This window comes from Lysobacter sp. OAE881 (assembly GCF_040546665.1).
Classification (GTDB): Bacteria; Pseudomonadota; Gammaproteobacteria; order Xanthomonadales; family Xanthomonadaceae; genus Lysobacter_J; species Lysobacter_J soli.
In genome coordinates, this window is the sequence record NZ_JBEPOG010000001.1 from 4,126,080 (window position 1) to 4,143,366 (window position 17,287).

General features: G+C 67.8%; 11 protein-coding genes. 7 read left to right on the forward strand and 4 right to left on the reverse strand.

The window, feature by feature from the left end; translation table 11 throughout:
- The first annotated feature begins 165 nt into the window (after nt 1-165).
- Nucleotides 166-1,218 carry a LacI family DNA-binding transcriptional regulator gene (locus ABIE51_RS18975; RefSeq protein ID WP_157031328.1) on the forward strand — a complete coding sequence of 351 codons (1,053 nt, stop codon included), beginning with the start codon at nt 166-168 and terminating at the stop codon, nt 1,216-1,218.
- Nucleotides 1,219-1,225: 7 nt separating this feature from the next.
- Here ABIE51_RS18975 and ABIE51_RS18980 read toward each other — a convergent pair whose 3' ends face one another.
- Genes ABIE51_RS18980 through ABIE51_RS18990 form a run of 3 tightly spaced genes read right to left on the reverse strand, consistent with a single transcriptional unit; the run spans nt 1,226 to nt 6,719 of the window.
- Entirely contained in the window at nt 1,226-2,926 is a 1,701-nt protein-coding gene (locus tag ABIE51_RS18980) for an alpha-amylase family glycosyl hydrolase (RefSeq protein WP_192632665.1), read from the reverse strand.
- 11 nt (nt 2,927-2,937) lie between these two features.
- Nucleotides 2,938-4,428, reverse strand: a complete 1,491-nt coding sequence (locus tag ABIE51_RS18985) for an MFS transporter (protein WP_192632664.1) — start codon at nt 4,426-4,428, stop codon at nt 2,938-2,940.
- Nucleotides 4,425-6,719 carry a glucosidase family protein gene (locus tag ABIE51_RS18990; protein WP_354504733.1) on the reverse strand — a complete coding sequence of 765 codons (2,295 nt, stop codon included), beginning with the start codon at nt 6,717-6,719 and terminating at the stop codon, nt 4,425-4,427. Before ABIE51_RS18990 ends, ABIE51_RS18985 begins: the two co-directional genes overlap by 4 nt.
- 212 nt (nt 6,720-6,931) lie before the next feature.
- Between ABIE51_RS18990 and ABIE51_RS18995 the strand changes: the two genes are divergently transcribed.
- From ABIE51_RS18995 to ABIE51_RS19005, 3 genes are all read left to right on the forward strand, one after another.
- Nucleotides 6,932-8,572: an alpha-glucosidase family protein gene (locus ABIE51_RS18995; protein WP_192632663.1), complete on the forward strand. Its 1,641-nt coding sequence runs from the start codon at nt 6,932-6,934 to the stop codon at nt 8,570-8,572.
- Between the two features lie 6 nt (nt 8,573-8,578).
- Nucleotides 8,579-10,354 carry an alpha/beta hydrolase-fold protein gene (locus tag ABIE51_RS19000; protein WP_192632662.1) on the forward strand — a complete coding sequence of 592 codons (1,776 nt, stop codon included), beginning with the start codon at nt 8,579-8,581 and terminating at the stop codon, nt 10,352-10,354.
- A 274-nt stretch (nt 10,355-10,628) separates the two neighbouring features.
- Nucleotides 10,629-13,406, forward strand: coding sequence for a TonB-dependent receptor (locus ABIE51_RS19005; RefSeq protein ID WP_192632661.1), 2,778 nt, complete (start codon nt 10,629-10,631; stop codon nt 13,404-13,406).
- A 457-nt stretch (nt 13,407-13,863) separates the two neighbouring features.
- Here ABIE51_RS19005 and yihA read toward each other — a convergent pair whose 3' ends face one another.
- Complete coding sequence (gene yihA, locus ABIE51_RS19010; protein WP_115842091.1) at nt 13,864-14,484, reverse strand: ribosome biogenesis GTP-binding protein YihA/YsxC; 621 nt, start codon at nt 14,482-14,484, stop codon at nt 13,864-13,866.
- Nucleotides 14,485-14,689: 205 nt separating this feature from the next.
- On the opposite strand from yihA, the gene ABIE51_RS19015 reads away from it, so the two are divergent.
- The 3 genes from ABIE51_RS19015 to ABIE51_RS19025 all read left to right on the forward strand — a co-directional run bounded on the left by ABIE51_RS19015 (nt 14,690) and on the right by ABIE51_RS19025 (nt 17,282).
- Nucleotides 14,690-15,565 carry a c-type cytochrome gene (locus ABIE51_RS19015; RefSeq protein ID WP_192632660.1) on the forward strand — a complete coding sequence of 292 codons (876 nt, stop codon included), beginning with the start codon at nt 14,690-14,692 and terminating at the stop codon, nt 15,563-15,565.
- Between the two features lie 117 nt (nt 15,566-15,682).
- Complete coding sequence (locus ABIE51_RS19020; protein ID WP_192632659.1) at nt 15,683-16,348, forward strand: thiol:disulfide interchange protein DsbA/DsbL; 666 nt, start codon at nt 15,683-15,685, stop codon at nt 16,346-16,348.
- A gap of 106 nt (nt 16,349-16,454) precedes the next feature.
- Nucleotides 16,455-17,282, forward strand: a complete 828-nt coding sequence (locus ABIE51_RS19025) for a thiol:disulfide interchange protein DsbA/DsbL (RefSeq protein WP_192632658.1) — start codon at nt 16,455-16,457, stop codon at nt 17,280-17,282.
- The last annotated feature ends 5 nt before the right edge of the window (nt 17,283-17,287 follow it).

The window sequence follows — 17,287 nt, forward strand, 5'->3', positions numbered from 1 at the left end:
CAACGCAGTAATCCGGAATGAACCATCTCGGGGAGGCGTTGATGGAGCGGGCGTCCGCGGACGTCGCGGACCCGATCGCCTCTGGACTGCCGTGCATGCGATGCGGCGCATGCCGATGCCGCACTGCGGCAAGCCTTTGCGTACAAGGGCTTACATACTGCCGGCATGTCGCAAGTGCATTACCTCGGCCGCAGCAAGAAGACCAAGATCACCTCGCTGGACATCGCCCACCGCGCGGGCGTGTCGCAGGCGACCGTGTCGCGCGTGCTGCGCGGCAGCCCGCTGGTCAACGCCGAGACGCGACGACGCGTCGAGGACGCCGTCCGCGAGCTCAACTACAAGGTCGACCGCCACGCGTCGAGCCTGCGCACGCAGCGCTCGGGCACGCTGGCACTGCTGCTGTTCGAGGATCCGACGCCGGACGAGTCGCACATCAACCCGTTCTTCCTGTCGATGGTCGGTTCGATCACCCGCGCCTGCGCGCGCGAGGGGCAGGACCTGCTGATCTCGTTCCAGCAGCTCTCCGACGACTGGCACGCCGACTACGAGGACAGCATGAAGGCCGACGGCCTGATCCTCCTGGGCTACGGCGATTACCTCGCCTACACCGGCAAGCTGGAGAAGCTCGTCGCCCAGGGCACGCGCTTCGTGCGCTGGGGCGCGGTGCTGCACGACCAGCCGGGGCTGTCGATCGGCTGCGACAACTTCAACGGCGGTCGCATCGCGGGCGAACACCTCGTCGGCCTGGGCCGTCGCCGCATCGCCTTCCTCGGCGGGGCGTCGAGCCACTGCCCCGAATTCTTCGACCGCTTCCGCGGCTGCGATGCCGCGTTGCGCGAAGTCGGCGGTGCGATGGAGGCCATCCTCCAGGTCGATGCCGAAAGCTCCGAGGAAGACGGCTACGCGGCGGCGCGCGAACTGCTCGCGCGCGGCGGGGCATTCGATGCGGTGTTCGCCGCGAGCGACCTGATCGCCGTCGGCGCGATGCGCGCGCTCGCCGACGCCGGCCTGCGCGTGCCCGAAGACATCGCCGTGGTCGGCTTCGACGACCTGCCGATGGCGCGCTTCACCAGCCCGCCGCTCACCACCGTCTTCCAGGACACCAAACGCGCCGGCGAATTGCTGGTCGAAACGCTGCTGCGCCAGATCGGCGGCGAGCAGACGCAGAGCATCACGCTGCCCGCCTCGCTGGTGGTGCGGAAGTCCAGCGGCGCCTGAGCCGGCGTCACTCCGGCCGCTTCACCTTCATCAAGCGGTCCAGTTCGGCCCGTAGTTGCGGCTGCGCCACCGGGGCGTCGAGCAGGAACACTTCGACGCCATGCGCCGGCACCGTTGCCTTCAGCGAACCGCCGGCGCGTACCTTCGTGTCGTTGCCGGCGATTGTCGCGCGCCACGTGCCCGGTTGCACGTATTGCTTCACGTCGAACGCGGCTGGTGCATCGCCCTTGTTGAGCAGCACCAGCGCGATCTGCGACACGCCTTCGTGCTGGTACACGCGGTAGAACGCAGCGCGGCCGCCCTTCAGTTCGACGTTGACCTGCAGGCCGCGCTGCAACGCCGGCGAGGCCGCACGCACGTGCGCGATGCGCGACAGGTTGCGATGGATCGGGTGCGATGCGGCCGACGCGATGCGCTCGGCGCCGAAGTAGTTGCGGTTGCCGTCGTGCTCCGGCTTGCCGCGCATGAAGCCGATTTCCGATCCGTAGTAGACGACCGGAATGCCGCGCGCGGTGAACAGCCAGTTGTGCGCATCGATGAAACCTTCGTCGGTCGCATCCAGCCGCGCCATGTCGTGGTTGTCGTAGAACGTCGCCAGTTCGTACGGGTTCGCATACGGGCCGCCGTCGAGATAGAGCCGGTCGGCCAGCACTTCGAAGCCGGCGCGCTCGTGGCCGAAGGCCTTCTCCAGCCCCTGCTTCAGCGGGAAATCCAGCACGCTCACGTTCGCGTTCCGCGCCCAGGTGTGCTCGGCGATCTTCTTCGCGTCGTACTCGAACGCCTCGCCGAACATGAACATGCCCGGCTTCTCGCGCCGCATGCGCGCGACGAACTCGTGCCAGAACGGATGCGGCAGCCAGCCAATGGTGTCGATGCGGAACGCGTCGGCGCCCTGCCCGATCCACTGCGCGTACGCGCCGGCGAGGTAATCCATCACCGCCGGTTCGTTCTCGTTGAAGTCCGACAGCTCCGCCAGACCGGGCGTCGTGTTGTAGAAGCGATGCAGCGGATCGTGCTTCGGATCGAGCTTGGCCGGCGGCAGGTTCTGGTGATCGGCGACGAGCTTTCCGTCGCGATCGAAGACCTGCCCGAACTGCGGCTGCGCCTTCGGCATCGAATACGCGGGCGAGCCATGGTTGCCGACGATGTCGAGCACCAGCTTCATGTCCTGCCCGTGCACCGCATCGGCCAGACCCTTGAAATCCAGGCCCTTGCTCGGCAGGTGTTCGTCGAGCTTGTAGAAGTTCACGCCCCAGTAGCCGTGGTAGCCGGTCTTGCCGCCGTCGGTGAGGAAGCCGCCCTTCTGCGCGGGCTTGCCGCCGGTGAAGGCTTCGTCCGGGTTGTCGACGATGGGCGTGATCCACAGCGCGCTGAAGCCCATGCCGCGGATGTAGTCCAGGTGATCGACGATGCCCTTGAAGTCGCCGCCGAGGTAACCGACGTTGTCGCCCGCATCGCTGCCCGCGGTGGGACGATCGAACGTGCGCGTCGCGGGATCCGGGCCGCCCTGGTCGCGATGATCGTTCGACGGATCGCCGTTGACGAAGCGGTCGGTCACGACGAAATACACCGCTTCCTTCGCGAACGGCTCCAGCGTGCCGTAGTAGTCCGGCGCGTCGGCGGCATGCGCGGCCGGGATGGAGGCGGCGAGCGCGAACGCCAGCGCGCGACGACGGAAGCGGACGCGGAACGGCACCTTCAAACGCATTCGAAAACTCCTCAATGACCGGTAGCGGCGACAGCAGCCACGCGTGGCTCCTGCACGCGCAGCACGCACAGGCCGGCGACGATCAGGCTGATGCCGCCGATGGTGAAGGCGTGGATCGGCGCGCCGCCGAAGAAATGCTTGAGCAGGAAGCCGAGCAGGCTCGCCGCCACCAGCTGCGGGATGACGATGAAGAAATTGAAGATGCCCATGAACACGCCCATCTTCGCGGCGGGCACGCTGTCGGACAGCAACGCGTACGGCAGCGAAAGGATCGACGCCCATGCAAAGCCGACACCGACCATCGACAGCAGCAACCACTGCGGATCGCGGATCACCAGGAACGACAGCAGGCCGAGCCCGCCCAGCGTCACGTTGATGAGGTGGCTCACGCGCAGGCCGAGGCGCCGCACCATCAGCGGAATCGCGATCGCCGCGAGGGCCGCGAAGCCGTTGTACGCGGCGAACAGCACGCCGACCCAGTTCGCACCTTCGTTGTATGCGGTCGACGCGGTATCGGTGCTGCCGAAATGCACCTGCGTCACCGCGCCGGTGGTGTAGATCCACATCGCGAACAACGCGAACCACGAGAAGAACTGCACGACCGCGAGCTTTCGCATTTCGGCCGGCATGTCGTGCAGGTCGCCGACGATCTGCGCCAGCGCGCGATCGCGCCGCATGACGCTGGCGCCGATCAGCGCGATACCGTAGCCGGCGAGCAGTCCGGCGAGGATGTACAGCTGCTTGTCGAGCGCGAACCGCCACACGGCCAGCGCGCCGATCACGCCCGCGAGCAGCCACGCCACGCCACTGAGCCGCGCACGTGCGCCGTCGAACTCGCTCGCGGGCATGCGCACGGTCGTGTCATGCGCGCGTAGTTCCTCCGGCGCGTACTCGCGCGTGCGCAGCACCGTCCAGCCCACCGAGAGCAGCAGCACCGCGCCGCCGAAATAGAACGCGTAGCGCACGGTATCCGGCACTTCGCCGGGGCCGGCGGTGTTGCCGACGCCGGCTTTCGCGAGGACCCACGGCAGCAGGCTCGCGATCACCGAACCCACGCCGATGAAGAAGCTCTGCATCGCATAGCCGCTTGCGCGCTGCGACGTCGGCAACTGGTCGCCCACGAACGCGCGGAACGGCTCCATCGAGATGTTGATCGAGGCGTCGAGCACCCACAGCAGGCCGGCGGCGATCCACAGCGTGGGCGAGTTCGGCATGAAGAACAGCGCCAGCGTCGCCAGCACGGCACCGACCAGAAAGTACGGTCGGCGACGACCCAGCGGCGTCCACGTGCGGTCGGACAGGTAGCCGACGATGGGCTGCACGATCAGCCCCGTTAGCGGCGCGGCGATCCACAGCATGGGGATGTCGTCCATGCTCGCGCCCAGCGTCTGGAAGATGCGGCTGACGTTGGCGTTCTGCAGGGCGAATCCGAACTGGATGCCGAGGAAGCCGAAGCACATGTTCCAGATCTGCCAGAACGACAGCTGCGGTTTCGTGCTCATCGCGCTGACTTCTCCTGTTGGGCGGTACGCAGCGGAACGGCGTGCAGCGCGCCGAGGGTGGCGTCGTTGAGGGGACCGTCGATGCCGCCGGCGCCGCCGGTGTAGCGGGCGTTGTGGGTGAGATAGGACATGTTGACGCCGTCGCGCAACGTGAAGCGACAGGTCGCGCCGGCGGGCACGTCGACGACGACCGCGCTGGAGCGCTGACGCGCCGCGCCGTGCGGCATCACCAGCGTGCCGCGCCGCTCTTCGACGCCGTCGCACGCGGCGACCAGCGTCTTCACCGCGGCGGTGATGCCGGTGTTGATCGGGCCGTGCGTGTTGGTGAAGTCGACGCTGACGGCATAACGCCCGGCCTTCGGTGCGCGCCAGCTGCGCGGCCATGCGCCGTCTATGGCGATGTCCACACCGATGCAACGCGTGGGCGAGTGCAGCGATTCGATGCCGTGTTCGACGCGCGCGAGGCTCGCGCATTGCTGCGCGTCCTGCTGCGGCAGCTGCACCGTACGGACCTGCGGCGATACGTCGGAACGCAGCGCGCCATCGATGTAGAGGCGATGGTTCACAGGCACGTCGATGGTCCAGCGGCTTCCGGACTGGACGATCGATGGCGCGTCAGGCGAAGCCGGCGCGAACGCGGCGGCGTCGAGCGGCGGCGTCGCCGCCTTCGTGGCGCTGCGTTGCGCAACGAGCTGCACCGTTTCGCGTGAACCATTGTGTTCGCGCTTCCCCGCGACGAGCAGATCGCCATCGATCTTCGCCGGCCGGACCAGCACGATTTCGCGATCGGGCAACCGCAGCGAAATCCGGTCGCGCTGGCCGAACAGCATTGGCACCAGCGTCGCCGGGATCTTCGGCGCGACGTTGCCATCCGGCTCCAGCCCGAACACGCCTTCCATCACCATCGCAAGATAGCCCGCCACCGACCACAGCTGACGCGGCGAATTGACGACCGGCCCGCTCAGCGCGCCCTCATCCACGTGCACGGCCTGCGTGACGAGCTCGTAGTTCTCCATGTTCGATCCGGCGAGCGCGGCGCCACGCAGGATCGAACGGACCTCATGCTCGATGCGCGCGATGTCGTTCACCTTGCGCGCCGCGCGCAGCGAGTACGCGCTGACGAATGGCCAGATCGCGCGGTTGTGGTAGATCGCGATGCCCGGCTGCTGCGGCCAGATCACCGGGCTTCCGGAATCGAGCATCGGATAGGTCGCCAGCGCACGACGCGCACGTGCTCCGGGTGCGATGCCGCTGTCGATCAGCAGCGAAAGGCCGAGCAGGTCGTAGGCTTCGAAGGGCACCGGATGCGCCGCCGTGCCGATGTAGCTCATGTAGAGGCCGCGATCCTCGCGCCAGAAGCGGCGCTCGATCTGCGTGGCGAGCGCCTTCGCCTGCGTCGCGTACTCGTCCGCGCGCACATCGCCGCGCTCGCGCGCCATGCGTTCGCCCAGGCGCAATGCTTCGTAATGCAGCACGTTGGTCGACAGTGCGAACGATTGCGCGATGAACGCGACGTCGTCGGCCGTCCAGCGCGGGTACGACTGCTCGCGCCAGTCGAGGAACGAGGTTTCCCCGCGATACAGGCCCGTTTCCCGGTCGAAGACGAACGCGCGATCCTGCGCGAGCGTGTCGGTCAACGCGTGCCAGACCTCATCGTTGAAACGCTTCGCGTCGGCATCGCCCAACGGCGCATCGACCAGCCCGCGCGCGGCGAGGAACCACACCACGCGATCGCTGCTGATCGGCCAGCTGCCGCCGGAGCCGGTGTCCTGCACCACGTACGTACCCTGCGGCGCACCGGCGCGCAGGTCGGAGAGCTTGAATCGCAGTGCATTGCGCGTGCGTTCCGGGCGGAGCTTCGCCAGCGACAGGTCCGCCGCGAAGGACAGGTCGCGCGTCCACACGTAGCGCCATTTCTCTCCGGTCTCGAAACACGAGCACGGGATCGGCCGGCCGTTGTCGTACGCGTTGTCGGAGATGGCCTCGACCTGCGCCTTCGACAGTTCCGCCTGCGCGAGTGCGAACAGGCCATCGAACATCGGGCTCGCGGTATCCGTCTTCATGGGCTGCGCGGCGATGTCGATGGCATCGCCGGCCTTCGGCTGCAATCGCCATCCATCGCCGTCGGCCTGCATGCGCGCCCTGGCGCCGTGCCACGCGATCGAATCGCGCCAGGCCGCATCGCCGGCAAGCGCACTTCCGGCCGACACCAGACCGGCGATCGCAATCGCGATGGCGGGCGCAAGACGTGGCGAGCGGCGCATCGACGGCGCCGGGCGGGCTTGTTTCATGCAGCGTCCCCAACTCGGTGGCCCATGGTAGTCGGCGGGGGCGATGGGGGTTCGGGCTGCATACGTATTCATGGCCAACGGCGGTCCGGGGCAATGCGCGGCGATGGCGCACCGTGGAATAGTGCACCCCATCGCGCGCCCGGGGCGCGCGTCCGGTTCGGCATGGACGACACGGCAGACACACGCAGGACGGCGTCGGGGACGGAAGGCAGATGGCGGCAGGCAGCAACGCAGGACAGACGAACTGGTGGCGCGGCGCGGTGATCTACCAGATCTACCCGCGCAGCTTCCTGGACACGAACGGCGATGGCGTGGGCGACCTGCCCGGCATCGAGGCGCGACTGGATTACGTCGCCAGCCTCGGCGTGGACGCGATCTGGATCTCGCCCTTCTTCAAGTCCCCCATGGCCGATTTCGGCTACGACATCGCCGATTACCGCGATGTCGATCCGCTGTTCGGCACGCTGGACGACTTCGACCGCCTGCTCGCCAAGGCGCACTCGCTCGGCATCCGCGTGATGATCGACCAGGTGCTCAGCCACACCTCGATCGAACACGCCTGGTTCAAGGAAAGCCGCGAAAGCCGCGACAATCCGAAGGCCGACTGGTACGTGTGGGCCGACGCGAAGCCCGACGGCACGCCGCCCAACAACTGGATGTCGCTGTTCGGCGGCGTCGCGTGGCAGTGGGAGCCGCGCCGGCAGCAGTACTTCCTGCACAACTTCCTGGCCTCGCAGCCAGACCTGAATTTCCATAATCCCGCGGTGCAGGAAGCGACGCTGGACAACGTGAAGTTCTGGCTCGACCGCGGCGTCGACGGCCTGCGCCTGGATGCGATCAACTTCTGCTTCCACGATTTGCAGCTGCGCGACAACCCGGCAAAACCGCTGGAATTGCGCACCGGTCGCGGCTTCAGCCCGGACAATCCGTATGCGTTCCAGTACCACTGGTACAACAACACGCAGCCGGAGAACATCCCGTTCCTCGAACAACTGCGTGCATTGCTCGACCGTTATCCGGGCGCCACGACACTCGGCGAGATCTCGTCGGAAGACTCGCTGGCGACGATGGCCGAGTACGTCAACGATCGCCGCCTGCACATGGGCTACAGCTTCGAACTGCTGACCGACGACGCCAGCGCGGCGTACATCCGCGGCACCGTCGAGAACCTCGAAGCGAAGATGCGCGACGGCTGGCCGTGCTGGGCGATTTCGAACCACGACGTGCAGCGCGCGGTGACGCGCTGGAATCCCGGCGCTGCGTACGATGCGGACCTCGCGCGGCAGCTCGTCGCACTGGTGTGTTCGCTCCGCGGTTCGGTGTGCCTCTACCAGGGCGAGGAGCTCGGCCTGACCGAAGCCGACGTGCCGTTCGAAGCGCTGCAGGATCCCTACGGCATCACGTTCTGGCCCACCTTCAAGGGCCGCGACGGGTGCCGCACGCCGATGCCGTGGAACGACCAGCCGCACGGCGGATTCAGCATGACGCGCCCGTGGCTGCCGGTGCCGGCCGAACACGGCGCGCTGACCGTCGCCGCGCAGGATGCGAGCGACGACTCGGTGCTCAACGGCGTTCGCCACCTGCTGCGCTGGCGCAAGTCGCATCCGGCGCTGGTGACGGGCAAGATCGCGTTCCTCGATGCGGACGAGCCGGTGCTCGCGTTCACGCGTCGCGACGCGGAAGAATCGTTGCTGGTCGTGTTCAATCTTTCCGCGAGCGCGCAGACGTGGGCCGTACCCGCGTCGATCGGCACGCCGACCCCGCTGATCGACCACGGGCTGCGCGCCGGTGAACTGCAGGGCGGAACGCTGCACCTTCCGCCGCGCGGCGTTTTCTACGCGCGGGTGGACTGACAGACCATGCGCCTTCGCCTCGCCTGCGCCGCGTTCGCACTGCTGATCGCGCAGACGGCCACGGCGGTGGAACCGCTTTCGCCGGCGCCCGTGCAGGGCGACGTCGTCGTCGAACCGTTCGCGCTGGATGCCACATTGTTCGCGCCGCAGGGCATGAAGACGACCGTCTACCTGCCGCCGGATTACGCGACGGGCACGCGGCGTTATCCCGTGCTGTACGTCAACGACGGGCAGGATCGCGAGGCGGTGAAGCTGCGCGAAACGCTGCAGCAACTCATCGTGTCGGGCGACATCCGCGCACCGATCGTCGTCGCCATCGACATGCCGCCCGACCGCATGGGCGCGTACGGATTGTCCGATCGCAAGGCCGGCGCGAACCTCGTTGCGAAGACGCGCTACGGCGGCATCGGCACGAACGCGCACGCGTATTCGGAATGGCTGGCGCACACGCTGGTGCCGGCGATCGACGCGCGCTACCGCACGCGCACCACGCCCGATGCGCGCGCGATCCTGGGCTGGTCGCTCGGCGGGCTGAACGCGTTCAACCTCGGCTGGCAGTATCCGGAAATCTTCGGCCGCGTCGGCGCGTTCTCGCCGTCCTTCTGGCCGGCGTCGGATACCACCGACAACGCGAGCATGCAGCGCACGCGCATGGCGCAGCACATGGTGGACGCGAGCGAACCGCGCAATGGCGCGCGATGGTTTTTCGCCGTGGGCACGGCCGAGGAAGCCGCCGATCGCGACGGCGACGGCATCGACGACGCCGTGGACGACACGCGCGACATGCTCGATGGCTGGAACGCCGATAACGGCGGCATGAAGGGCCTGAAGCAGCTCGGTTACAGCACCAACGACGACTACGCGGCCAGGCCGACGCGTGCGGACGCGTCGCTTTACCTGCTGCCCGACGGCAAGCATGAACAGGCGGCGTGGGCGCGGATGCTGCCGGTGTTCCTGCGCTGGGCGTATGCGGTGAATGCGCCGGCGCTGCAGGCCACCGGTCGCGTCGACAGCTACCAGGACGTGCCTTCGGCGCACGTTCCCTCGCGCAATGTCGACGTCTGGCTGCCGCCGTCGTATGCGACGCATCCCAAGCGCCGTTACCCCGTGCTGTACATGCACGACGGCCAGAACCTGTTCGACCCATCGCTGTCGTTCACCGGCATCGACTGGGACGTCGACGGCACGATGACGAAGCTCATCGACGCCCATCGCGTGCGCGAGGCCATCGTCGTGGCGATCTCGAACACGCCGCTGCGCTCGAACGAATACTGGCCCGCGAAAGCCATTCCCGCCGACGCGATTTCGCCTGAACAGCGCGCGCAGCTGCTGTCGGACGGCTACCTGTGTTTCATCGTCGACGAACTCAAGCCGGCGATCGACGCGACGTACCGCACGAAGCCGTCGCGCGAGGACACGCTGGTGATGGGCTCCAGCCTGGGCGGCCTGATTTCCGCCTATGCGATGAGCGAATACCCGGACGTCTTCGGCGCGGCCGGCGGACTGTCGACGCACTGGCCCGCCAATGACGGCGCAGTGATCGATTACCTCGCCGCGCACCTGCCCGCGCGTCGCACGCACCGGTTCTATTTCGACCACGGCACGGCGACGCTCGACGCGAGCTACGCGCCCTACCAGCAGCGCATGGACGCCGTCCTGCGCGAGGCGGGATGGCGCGAAGGCCGCGACTTCATGAGCCGCGAATTCCCCGGCGCAGAGCACAACGAGCGCGCCTGGCGCGACCGGCTCGACGTACCGCTGCAGTTCCTGCTCGGCCGCTGACGGACCAGCGCCCAACACCCGCTCCCGCCACGCAGGGCGGGCGGAGTTCCGTGCGCCGGGAAAACGCTTGCATGCGGTTTTCCCCGCGCATACAGCCGATGAATACGTATGCAAAGGAATTTGTGCAGCGATGGGCCGAACTACCATCGCCGCTACGTCCTGAGCGGTTTTTTCTTGCCGACTCTGGCGCGGGCTCCCGGCGAGCGCGGCATCCGTCGCGACGTACGCGGGCCGACACACAACGATTAGAAACCGGATTCGAGAGGGAGGGGAGATGCAACTCAAGCGCAATCTGCTGAGCGTGGCGCTCGCGTCGGCAACGATGCTGGTCGCCGCCGGCGCGCAGGCCCAGGTGGCCACGCAATCGCCGCAGGGCGAGCCGTCGCGTACGGATGAAACCAAGACGCTCGATTCGGTCGTCGTCACCGGCATCCGCGCCGGCATCGAGACCTCGATCGACACCAAGAAGGAATCGACCTCGATCGTCGAAGCCGTATCGGCCGAAGACATCGGCAAGCTGCCGGACGTGAGCATCGCCGAATCCATCGCCCGCCTGCCCGGCCTGTCCGCGCAGCGCGTGGGCGGTCGCGCGCAGGTGATCAGCGTGCGCGGCCTGTCGCCCGACTTCGCCACCACGCTGCTCAACGGCCGCGAGATGGTGTCCACCGGCGACAACCGCAGCGTCGAGTTCGACCAGTACCCCGCCGAGCTGATGAGCGGCGTGACCGTGTACAAGACGCCCGATGCCGGCCTCGTCGGCCAGGGCCTGTCGGGCACGATCGACATGCGTACCGTGCGTCCGCTCGACTACGACAAGCCGGTGATCGCGGTCAGCGGCCGCTACCAGCGCAATTCGCTGGGCGATGCCGCCAACGCCGACGGCGATGGCAACCGCATCAACGCCAGCTACATCGGCCAGTTCATGGACCGCACGCTGGGCTTCTCGATCGGTTACTCGCACACCGAGCTGCCGATCCAGGAGAACCAGGTCGGCCTGTACGAGCCGTGGAGCGCGACGACCGGTCCGGACGGCGACCGTTTCCGAAACGGCGTGCCGGAAGGCACGTTCTTCGCCGACGGCATCAAGGCGCTGCGCCGCACTGGCGAGATCGAGCGCGACGCCGTGATGGCGACGGTGCAGTACCGCCCGTCCAACGACTGGACCAGCACGCTCGACCTGTTCCACACGAAGGCCGACCAGGAAGACACCGCGAACCAGTTCGAGGTGAACCTGTCGGGTTACAACGGCGGCGGTGAAAACGATCCGCGCGTGGTGATCGTCAATCCGCAGGTGAACGAGAACGGCTCATTCACGGGCGGTACGGCGGTGAACGTCTATCCGCTCGTGCGCGGCATGTACCGCAAGCGCGAAGACAAGATCGACGCGTTCGGCTGGGCGAACGACTTCAACGTCGGCCTGGCCCGCGTGAAGGCCGACATCGGCTGGTCGCGCGCCGAGCGTGAGGAACTGCTGCTGGAGAACAACACGCAGCAGGTTCCGCGCCTGCAGCTGGACAATCTCAATCTGGCGTACAACAGCAACGGTTTCTCGTGGCTGGTGCCGGGTCGCGATTACTCCAATCCGGAAACGCTGTTCCTCACCAACACGATCTACGGCTCCGGTTACGGCAAGGTGCCGCGCGTCGAAGACGAGTTGAAGACCTACACGCTGGCCGCCGCGCTGCCCGCGCCGCAGTTCGCCAGCGGCTTCCTGTCGGACATCGACGTCGGCATCAACTACGCCGATCGCGAGAAGCAGAAGACCCAGCCGGAAGGCAACATCAACCTGGGCGCGCAGGGCGATACCGCCATCGCGCGCGACCTGCAGTACGGGCTGGTGAACCTGGGCTTCGCGGGCATGGGCTACATCCCGGCGTGGAACGTGCCGGGCGCCGTGGACCGCTACATGACCTTCAATCCGGTGGACAACCTGTCCTACCTGATCCCGAAGGCGTGGACGGTCGACGAGAAGCTCACCACGGGTTACGTCAAGGGCAACATCGACACCGAGTGGGGCTCGGTCGGCGTGCGCGGCAACATCGGCGTGCAGATCCAGCACACCGACCAGTCCTCGCGCGCGAACTTCTGGGATTCCACGCAGCCGCCGGGCAGCGAGGTCCAGCCATACGAGAACGGCAAGACCTACACCGACTACCTGCCGAGCATGAACCTAGCGTTCCTGTTCCCGCACGACCAGACGCTGCGCATGGCGCTCGCGCGCCAGGTGGCGCGTCCGCGCGTGGACCAGCTGCGTGCGTCGCTGGAATTCGGCGTCGACACCAGCACCGGTCGTCCGGGCGCCAGCGGCGGCAACCCGGAACTGGATCCGTGGCGCGCCAACGCGTTCGACATCTCGTACGAGAAGTACTTTGGTACCAAGGCCTACGTGGCCGCTGCGTACTTCTACAAGGACCTGCGCAGCTACATCTACACGCAGACCAACGACAACTACGACTTCTCGGCGTTCGTCGCCGACTACGTGCCGGGCCCGAACGAGCCGCCGACGCAGACCATCGGCAACTTCACCGCGCCGTACAACGGCAAGGGCGGCAAGCTGCAGGGCATCGAGCTGAGCGCGTCGCTGCCGCTGGACATGCTGTGGGCCCCGCTGGAAGGCTTCGGCATCGTCGCCAGCGCGAGCTTCAACGACAGCGACATCGAGATCCTGGATCCGGAAAGCGCCAGCAGCGTGGGTAGCGATCCGATCAGCCTGCCGGGCCTGTCGGACGAGGTGTACAACTTCACCGCGTACTACGAGCGCGCCGGCTTCGAAGCCCGCGTGAGCCAGCGCAAGCGTTCGGACTTCATCGGCGAGATCGGCAACTTCGACGGCAACCGCACGCTGCGCTACGTCGTCGGCGAGGACCAGCTGGACGCGCAGATCAGCTACAGCTTCGGCGAGGCGAGCAGCCTGGCCGGCCTGACGCTGCTGTTCGAAGCCAGCAACCTCACCAACTCGCCGTACCAGACCTACGCCGGCACGAAGGATCGCCCGCTGGAGTACATCGAGTGGGGCCGCACCTACCTGATCGGTGCGAACTACAAGTTCTAAGCCGCCCTCCCGCGGTGCCTCTCAAACCCCCGCCGGTGCATCGGCGGGGGTTTTGTTTTTGGGGATTCGGGATTCGGGATTCGGGATTCGGGATTCGCGGGAACGTGTCCGAACTCGTCATCCCGGCGAAGGCCGGGATCCAGGCCCGCGGCTTTCGGGCACTCCCTTCTTGTTGAACCACGTCACCGTCATTCCAGCGAAAGCTGGAATCCATCCTGCTTCTGCGCCTGAAGCACTTCGCGCAACAACGCGCAGCACTGTGCGGGAAGGTTCGTTCACCGATACGGCTTCGTTGCCCCTCACCCCAAAGCCTCTCCCGATGGGAGAGGGGCTTAGGCGTACGCGCCCGCCATCGGGTGCCCAAAAATTACGGGCCCGGCTCCCGACCTTCGCCGGGATGACGGCGCAGGTGCTTGCCGGCGAACGCGCATCAACCACCAGCGCCCGCACCAGATCGCTAGACAGACAACCCCAGCCACCCCGCCACTACCGCCCGCGCCTCGTCCACGCCCTGCTTGGACTCGCCCGAGAACGCCTGCACGCTGACCGTATCCCCGAACGCGCTGAACAGCTCGCGCTTCACCGTATGCAGCGCCTGCGACTGCTGCCCGCGACCTAGCTTGTCGGCCTTGGTCAGCAGCGCGTGCGCCGGCAGACCGCGTTCGACCGCGTAGCCGAGCATCTGGCGGTCGTAGTCCTTGAGCGGATGGCGGATGTCCATCACCACCACCAGGCCCTTGAGCGCCTCGCGCGTGCGGAAATACTGGTCGATGAACGCCTGCCAGTGCGCCTGCAGGTCCTGCGGGACCTTCGCGTAGCCGTAGCCGGGCAGGTCGACGAGGTATCGCGGCGGCTCCACTTCCGGCGGCGTCATGTCGAAGAACACCAGTTGCTGCGTGCGGCCAGGCGTCTTGGAGACACGGGCCAGCGCATTCTGCTGGCACAGCGCATTTAGCGCGCTCGACTTGCCGGCGTTGGAGCGGCCGGCGAAGGCGACCTCGAAGGCGCCATCGGGCGGGAGCTGCTTGTGGTTGTGCGCCGACAGCAGGTAGCGGGCGCGGACGAAGGGATTGGCCATCGCATTAGGATCGCACGGCGCGCGCGAAACCCCGCCGCGGACGTGCGAAGGCATCGGAATTCTGCCCTGCGATCGCGCCAAACCGACGACTGCGGCCGCTTTCGGCACGCAGCGCGCGTTGACCGCCCCTGAACGCCCGACGATAATTCCGCGGTTCCGGCGTCCGCCCGGCGGTCGCCTCATCTGTGTTCCGGAGCCCAGCTACATGAGCCAAGCCCGCATCCTCGGCATTGTCGGCGTCGTCGCACTCGCGGCCGCCGCCGTTGCCTATGCCCAGACCACCGTCACCCCGGTCCCGAACAACGCGCCCGTCCAGCAGGCGCCGCTGAACACCGCGCCGGAAAAGACCGTGTGGGGCGATGCGAAGGCCGGCGCGACCAAGGCGGGCACCTGCGCCGCGTGCCACGGCCTGGACGGCAATCCGACCGATCCGCAGTACCCGCGCCTGGCCGGCCAGAGCGAGCGCTACATCGCCAACCAGATCCACCTGTTCAAGACCGGCGAGCGCAACACCGGCATGGCGGCGGTGATGAAGCCGTTCGCCGACGCGCTGTCGGCCCAGGACGCGCGCGACATCGGCGCCTACTTCGCCACGCAGAAGGCCGGCGCGGGCGTCGCCGACGACACGGCCGTCGCCACCGGCCCGAATGCCGGCAAGAAGTACTTCGAGATCGGCCAGCAGTTGTTCCGCTCGGGCGACGCGGCGCGCCGCATCCCGGCGTGCATGGCGTGCCACGGCCCGGACGGCGCCGGCAACCCCGGCCCGGCCTACCCGCACATCGCCGGCCAGCAGGCGCCGTACACGCAGCGCCGCCTGGAGGAATACCGCGCCGGCACGACCGTGCAGCGCGACGCGCACCTGTTCAACATCATGGCCGCCGTGGCCAAGCAGCTGACCGACGAGGAAATCGGTTCGCTGTCGAGCTACCTGCAGGGCCTGCACCCGAGCCGCGACGACGTCGCCGTCGCCAACGCTCCGGCCGCGCCGGCTCCGGCCGCTGCCCCGGCCGCCCCGGCTCCGGCGCCCGCCGCGGCACCGGCTGCTCCGACGACGCCGGCCGAGCCGACCACCGGCTCCTGATCGGTGAACTTCCGCCGGTGACCGCGGTCCGAGGCGGAACCTTCCAGATCCCTGCTGCGCCGGCCGTGTCCCCACGGCCGGCGCTTTAGTTTCCGGCCCACCCTTTCGAGAACGCCGATGACCCGCCGCCCGCTGCTCCGTTCGCTGCTCCCATCGCTCCTGGTATTCGTCGCGCTGCTTCCCTTCGCCGCCGCCGCGGCCACGCCGCAGCCGGCACTGGTGGAGGGCACGGATTACGAGGTGATCGAAGGCGGCACGCCGCTCGCGCCGGTGAAGGGGAAGGTCGAGGTCGTCGAGGTGTTCGGCTACACCTGCCCGCACTGCGCGCACTTCCAGCCGACGGTGTCGGCCTGGGCGAAGAAGAACGCGAAGGTCGTGAACTTCATTCCGATGGCCGCGCCGTTCGGCGGCTCGTGGCAGCCCTACGCGCAGGCCTACTACGCCGCGCAGGTCCTGGGCGTGGCGGAGAAGAGCCACGACGCGATGTTCCTGGCGCTGCACACGGACGGCTCGCTGCCGCTGCGCAACGCCACGCCGGGCGAGATCGCGCCGTTCTACGCACGTTACGGCGTCGACCAGGCGAAGTTCCTGGCGACCTACGACGGCGCGGACGTCGCCGCCCGCATCGCCAAGGCCGAACAGTTCATCAAGCGCAGCGGCGTGGAAGGCACGCCGACGCTGGTGATCAACGGCCGCTACCGCGTGATGGGCCACGACTTCACCGACGTGCTGCGCATCGCCGACCAGCTCGTCGCGCGTGAACGCGACGGCAAAACGCGCTGAGTCGAGTGTCGCCGGCCGTGCGCGGCCGGTATTCTTGGCTGTGCCCCGCCGCCCGGCCCGACGCCGCGCGGCCCCCCGCTTCCCGACCTTTGCGGAGATCGTCTGCATGAATTCGCGTCTGCCCCGTCTCGCCGTGGTCCTGACCGGACTGCTGGTCCTGTCCGCCTGCTCCAAGCAGGCTCCGGCCCCGGCCGAGACCGCCGCTCCGGCGGCCCCGACGGCACCCGCCGCCCCGGCTGAAACCGCGCCAGCCCCGGCTGCGCCCGCCACGCCGGCCGAGACCGCCGCCGCTCCGGCCCCGGCCCCCACCGCCGAAGCCGCCCCGCCGCAGGGTCCGGCCCCTGTCGCCGGCACCGATTACGTCGAAATCGCCGGCGGCCAGCCCTCCGAGCCCACCGGCGGCAAGATCGAGGTGGTCGAGGTGTTCGGCTACACCTGCCCGCATTGCGCGCACTTCGAACCGCTGGTCGAAGCCTGGAAGGCCAAGCAGCCGGCCGACGTGAAGTTCGTCGCCCTGGCCGCTCCGTTCGGCGGCTACTGGGAGCCGTATGCCCGCGCGTTCTACACCGCGCAGACCATGGGCGTGCTCGACAAGACGCATGAGGCGGTCTTCAATGCGATCCACGTCGACAAGGTCCTGCCGGTCCAGCCGCTGCCGACCAACGAGCAGATCGGCGCGTTCTACGCCAAGTACGGCGTCGACGGAAAGCAGTTCGCCAGCACGATGTCGAGCTTCGCCATCGAAGGAAAGATGAAGCGCGCCAGCCAGTTCATCGCGCGCAGCGGCGTGGATTCGACCCCGACGATGGTGATCAACGGCAAGTACAAGGTCACCGGCAAGGGCTTCGAGGACACGCTGCGCATCGCCGATCATCTGATCGCGCAGGAGCGTGCCGCGAAGGGCGGCGCGACCAACGCCGGCGGCGCCCAGTAAGCCTC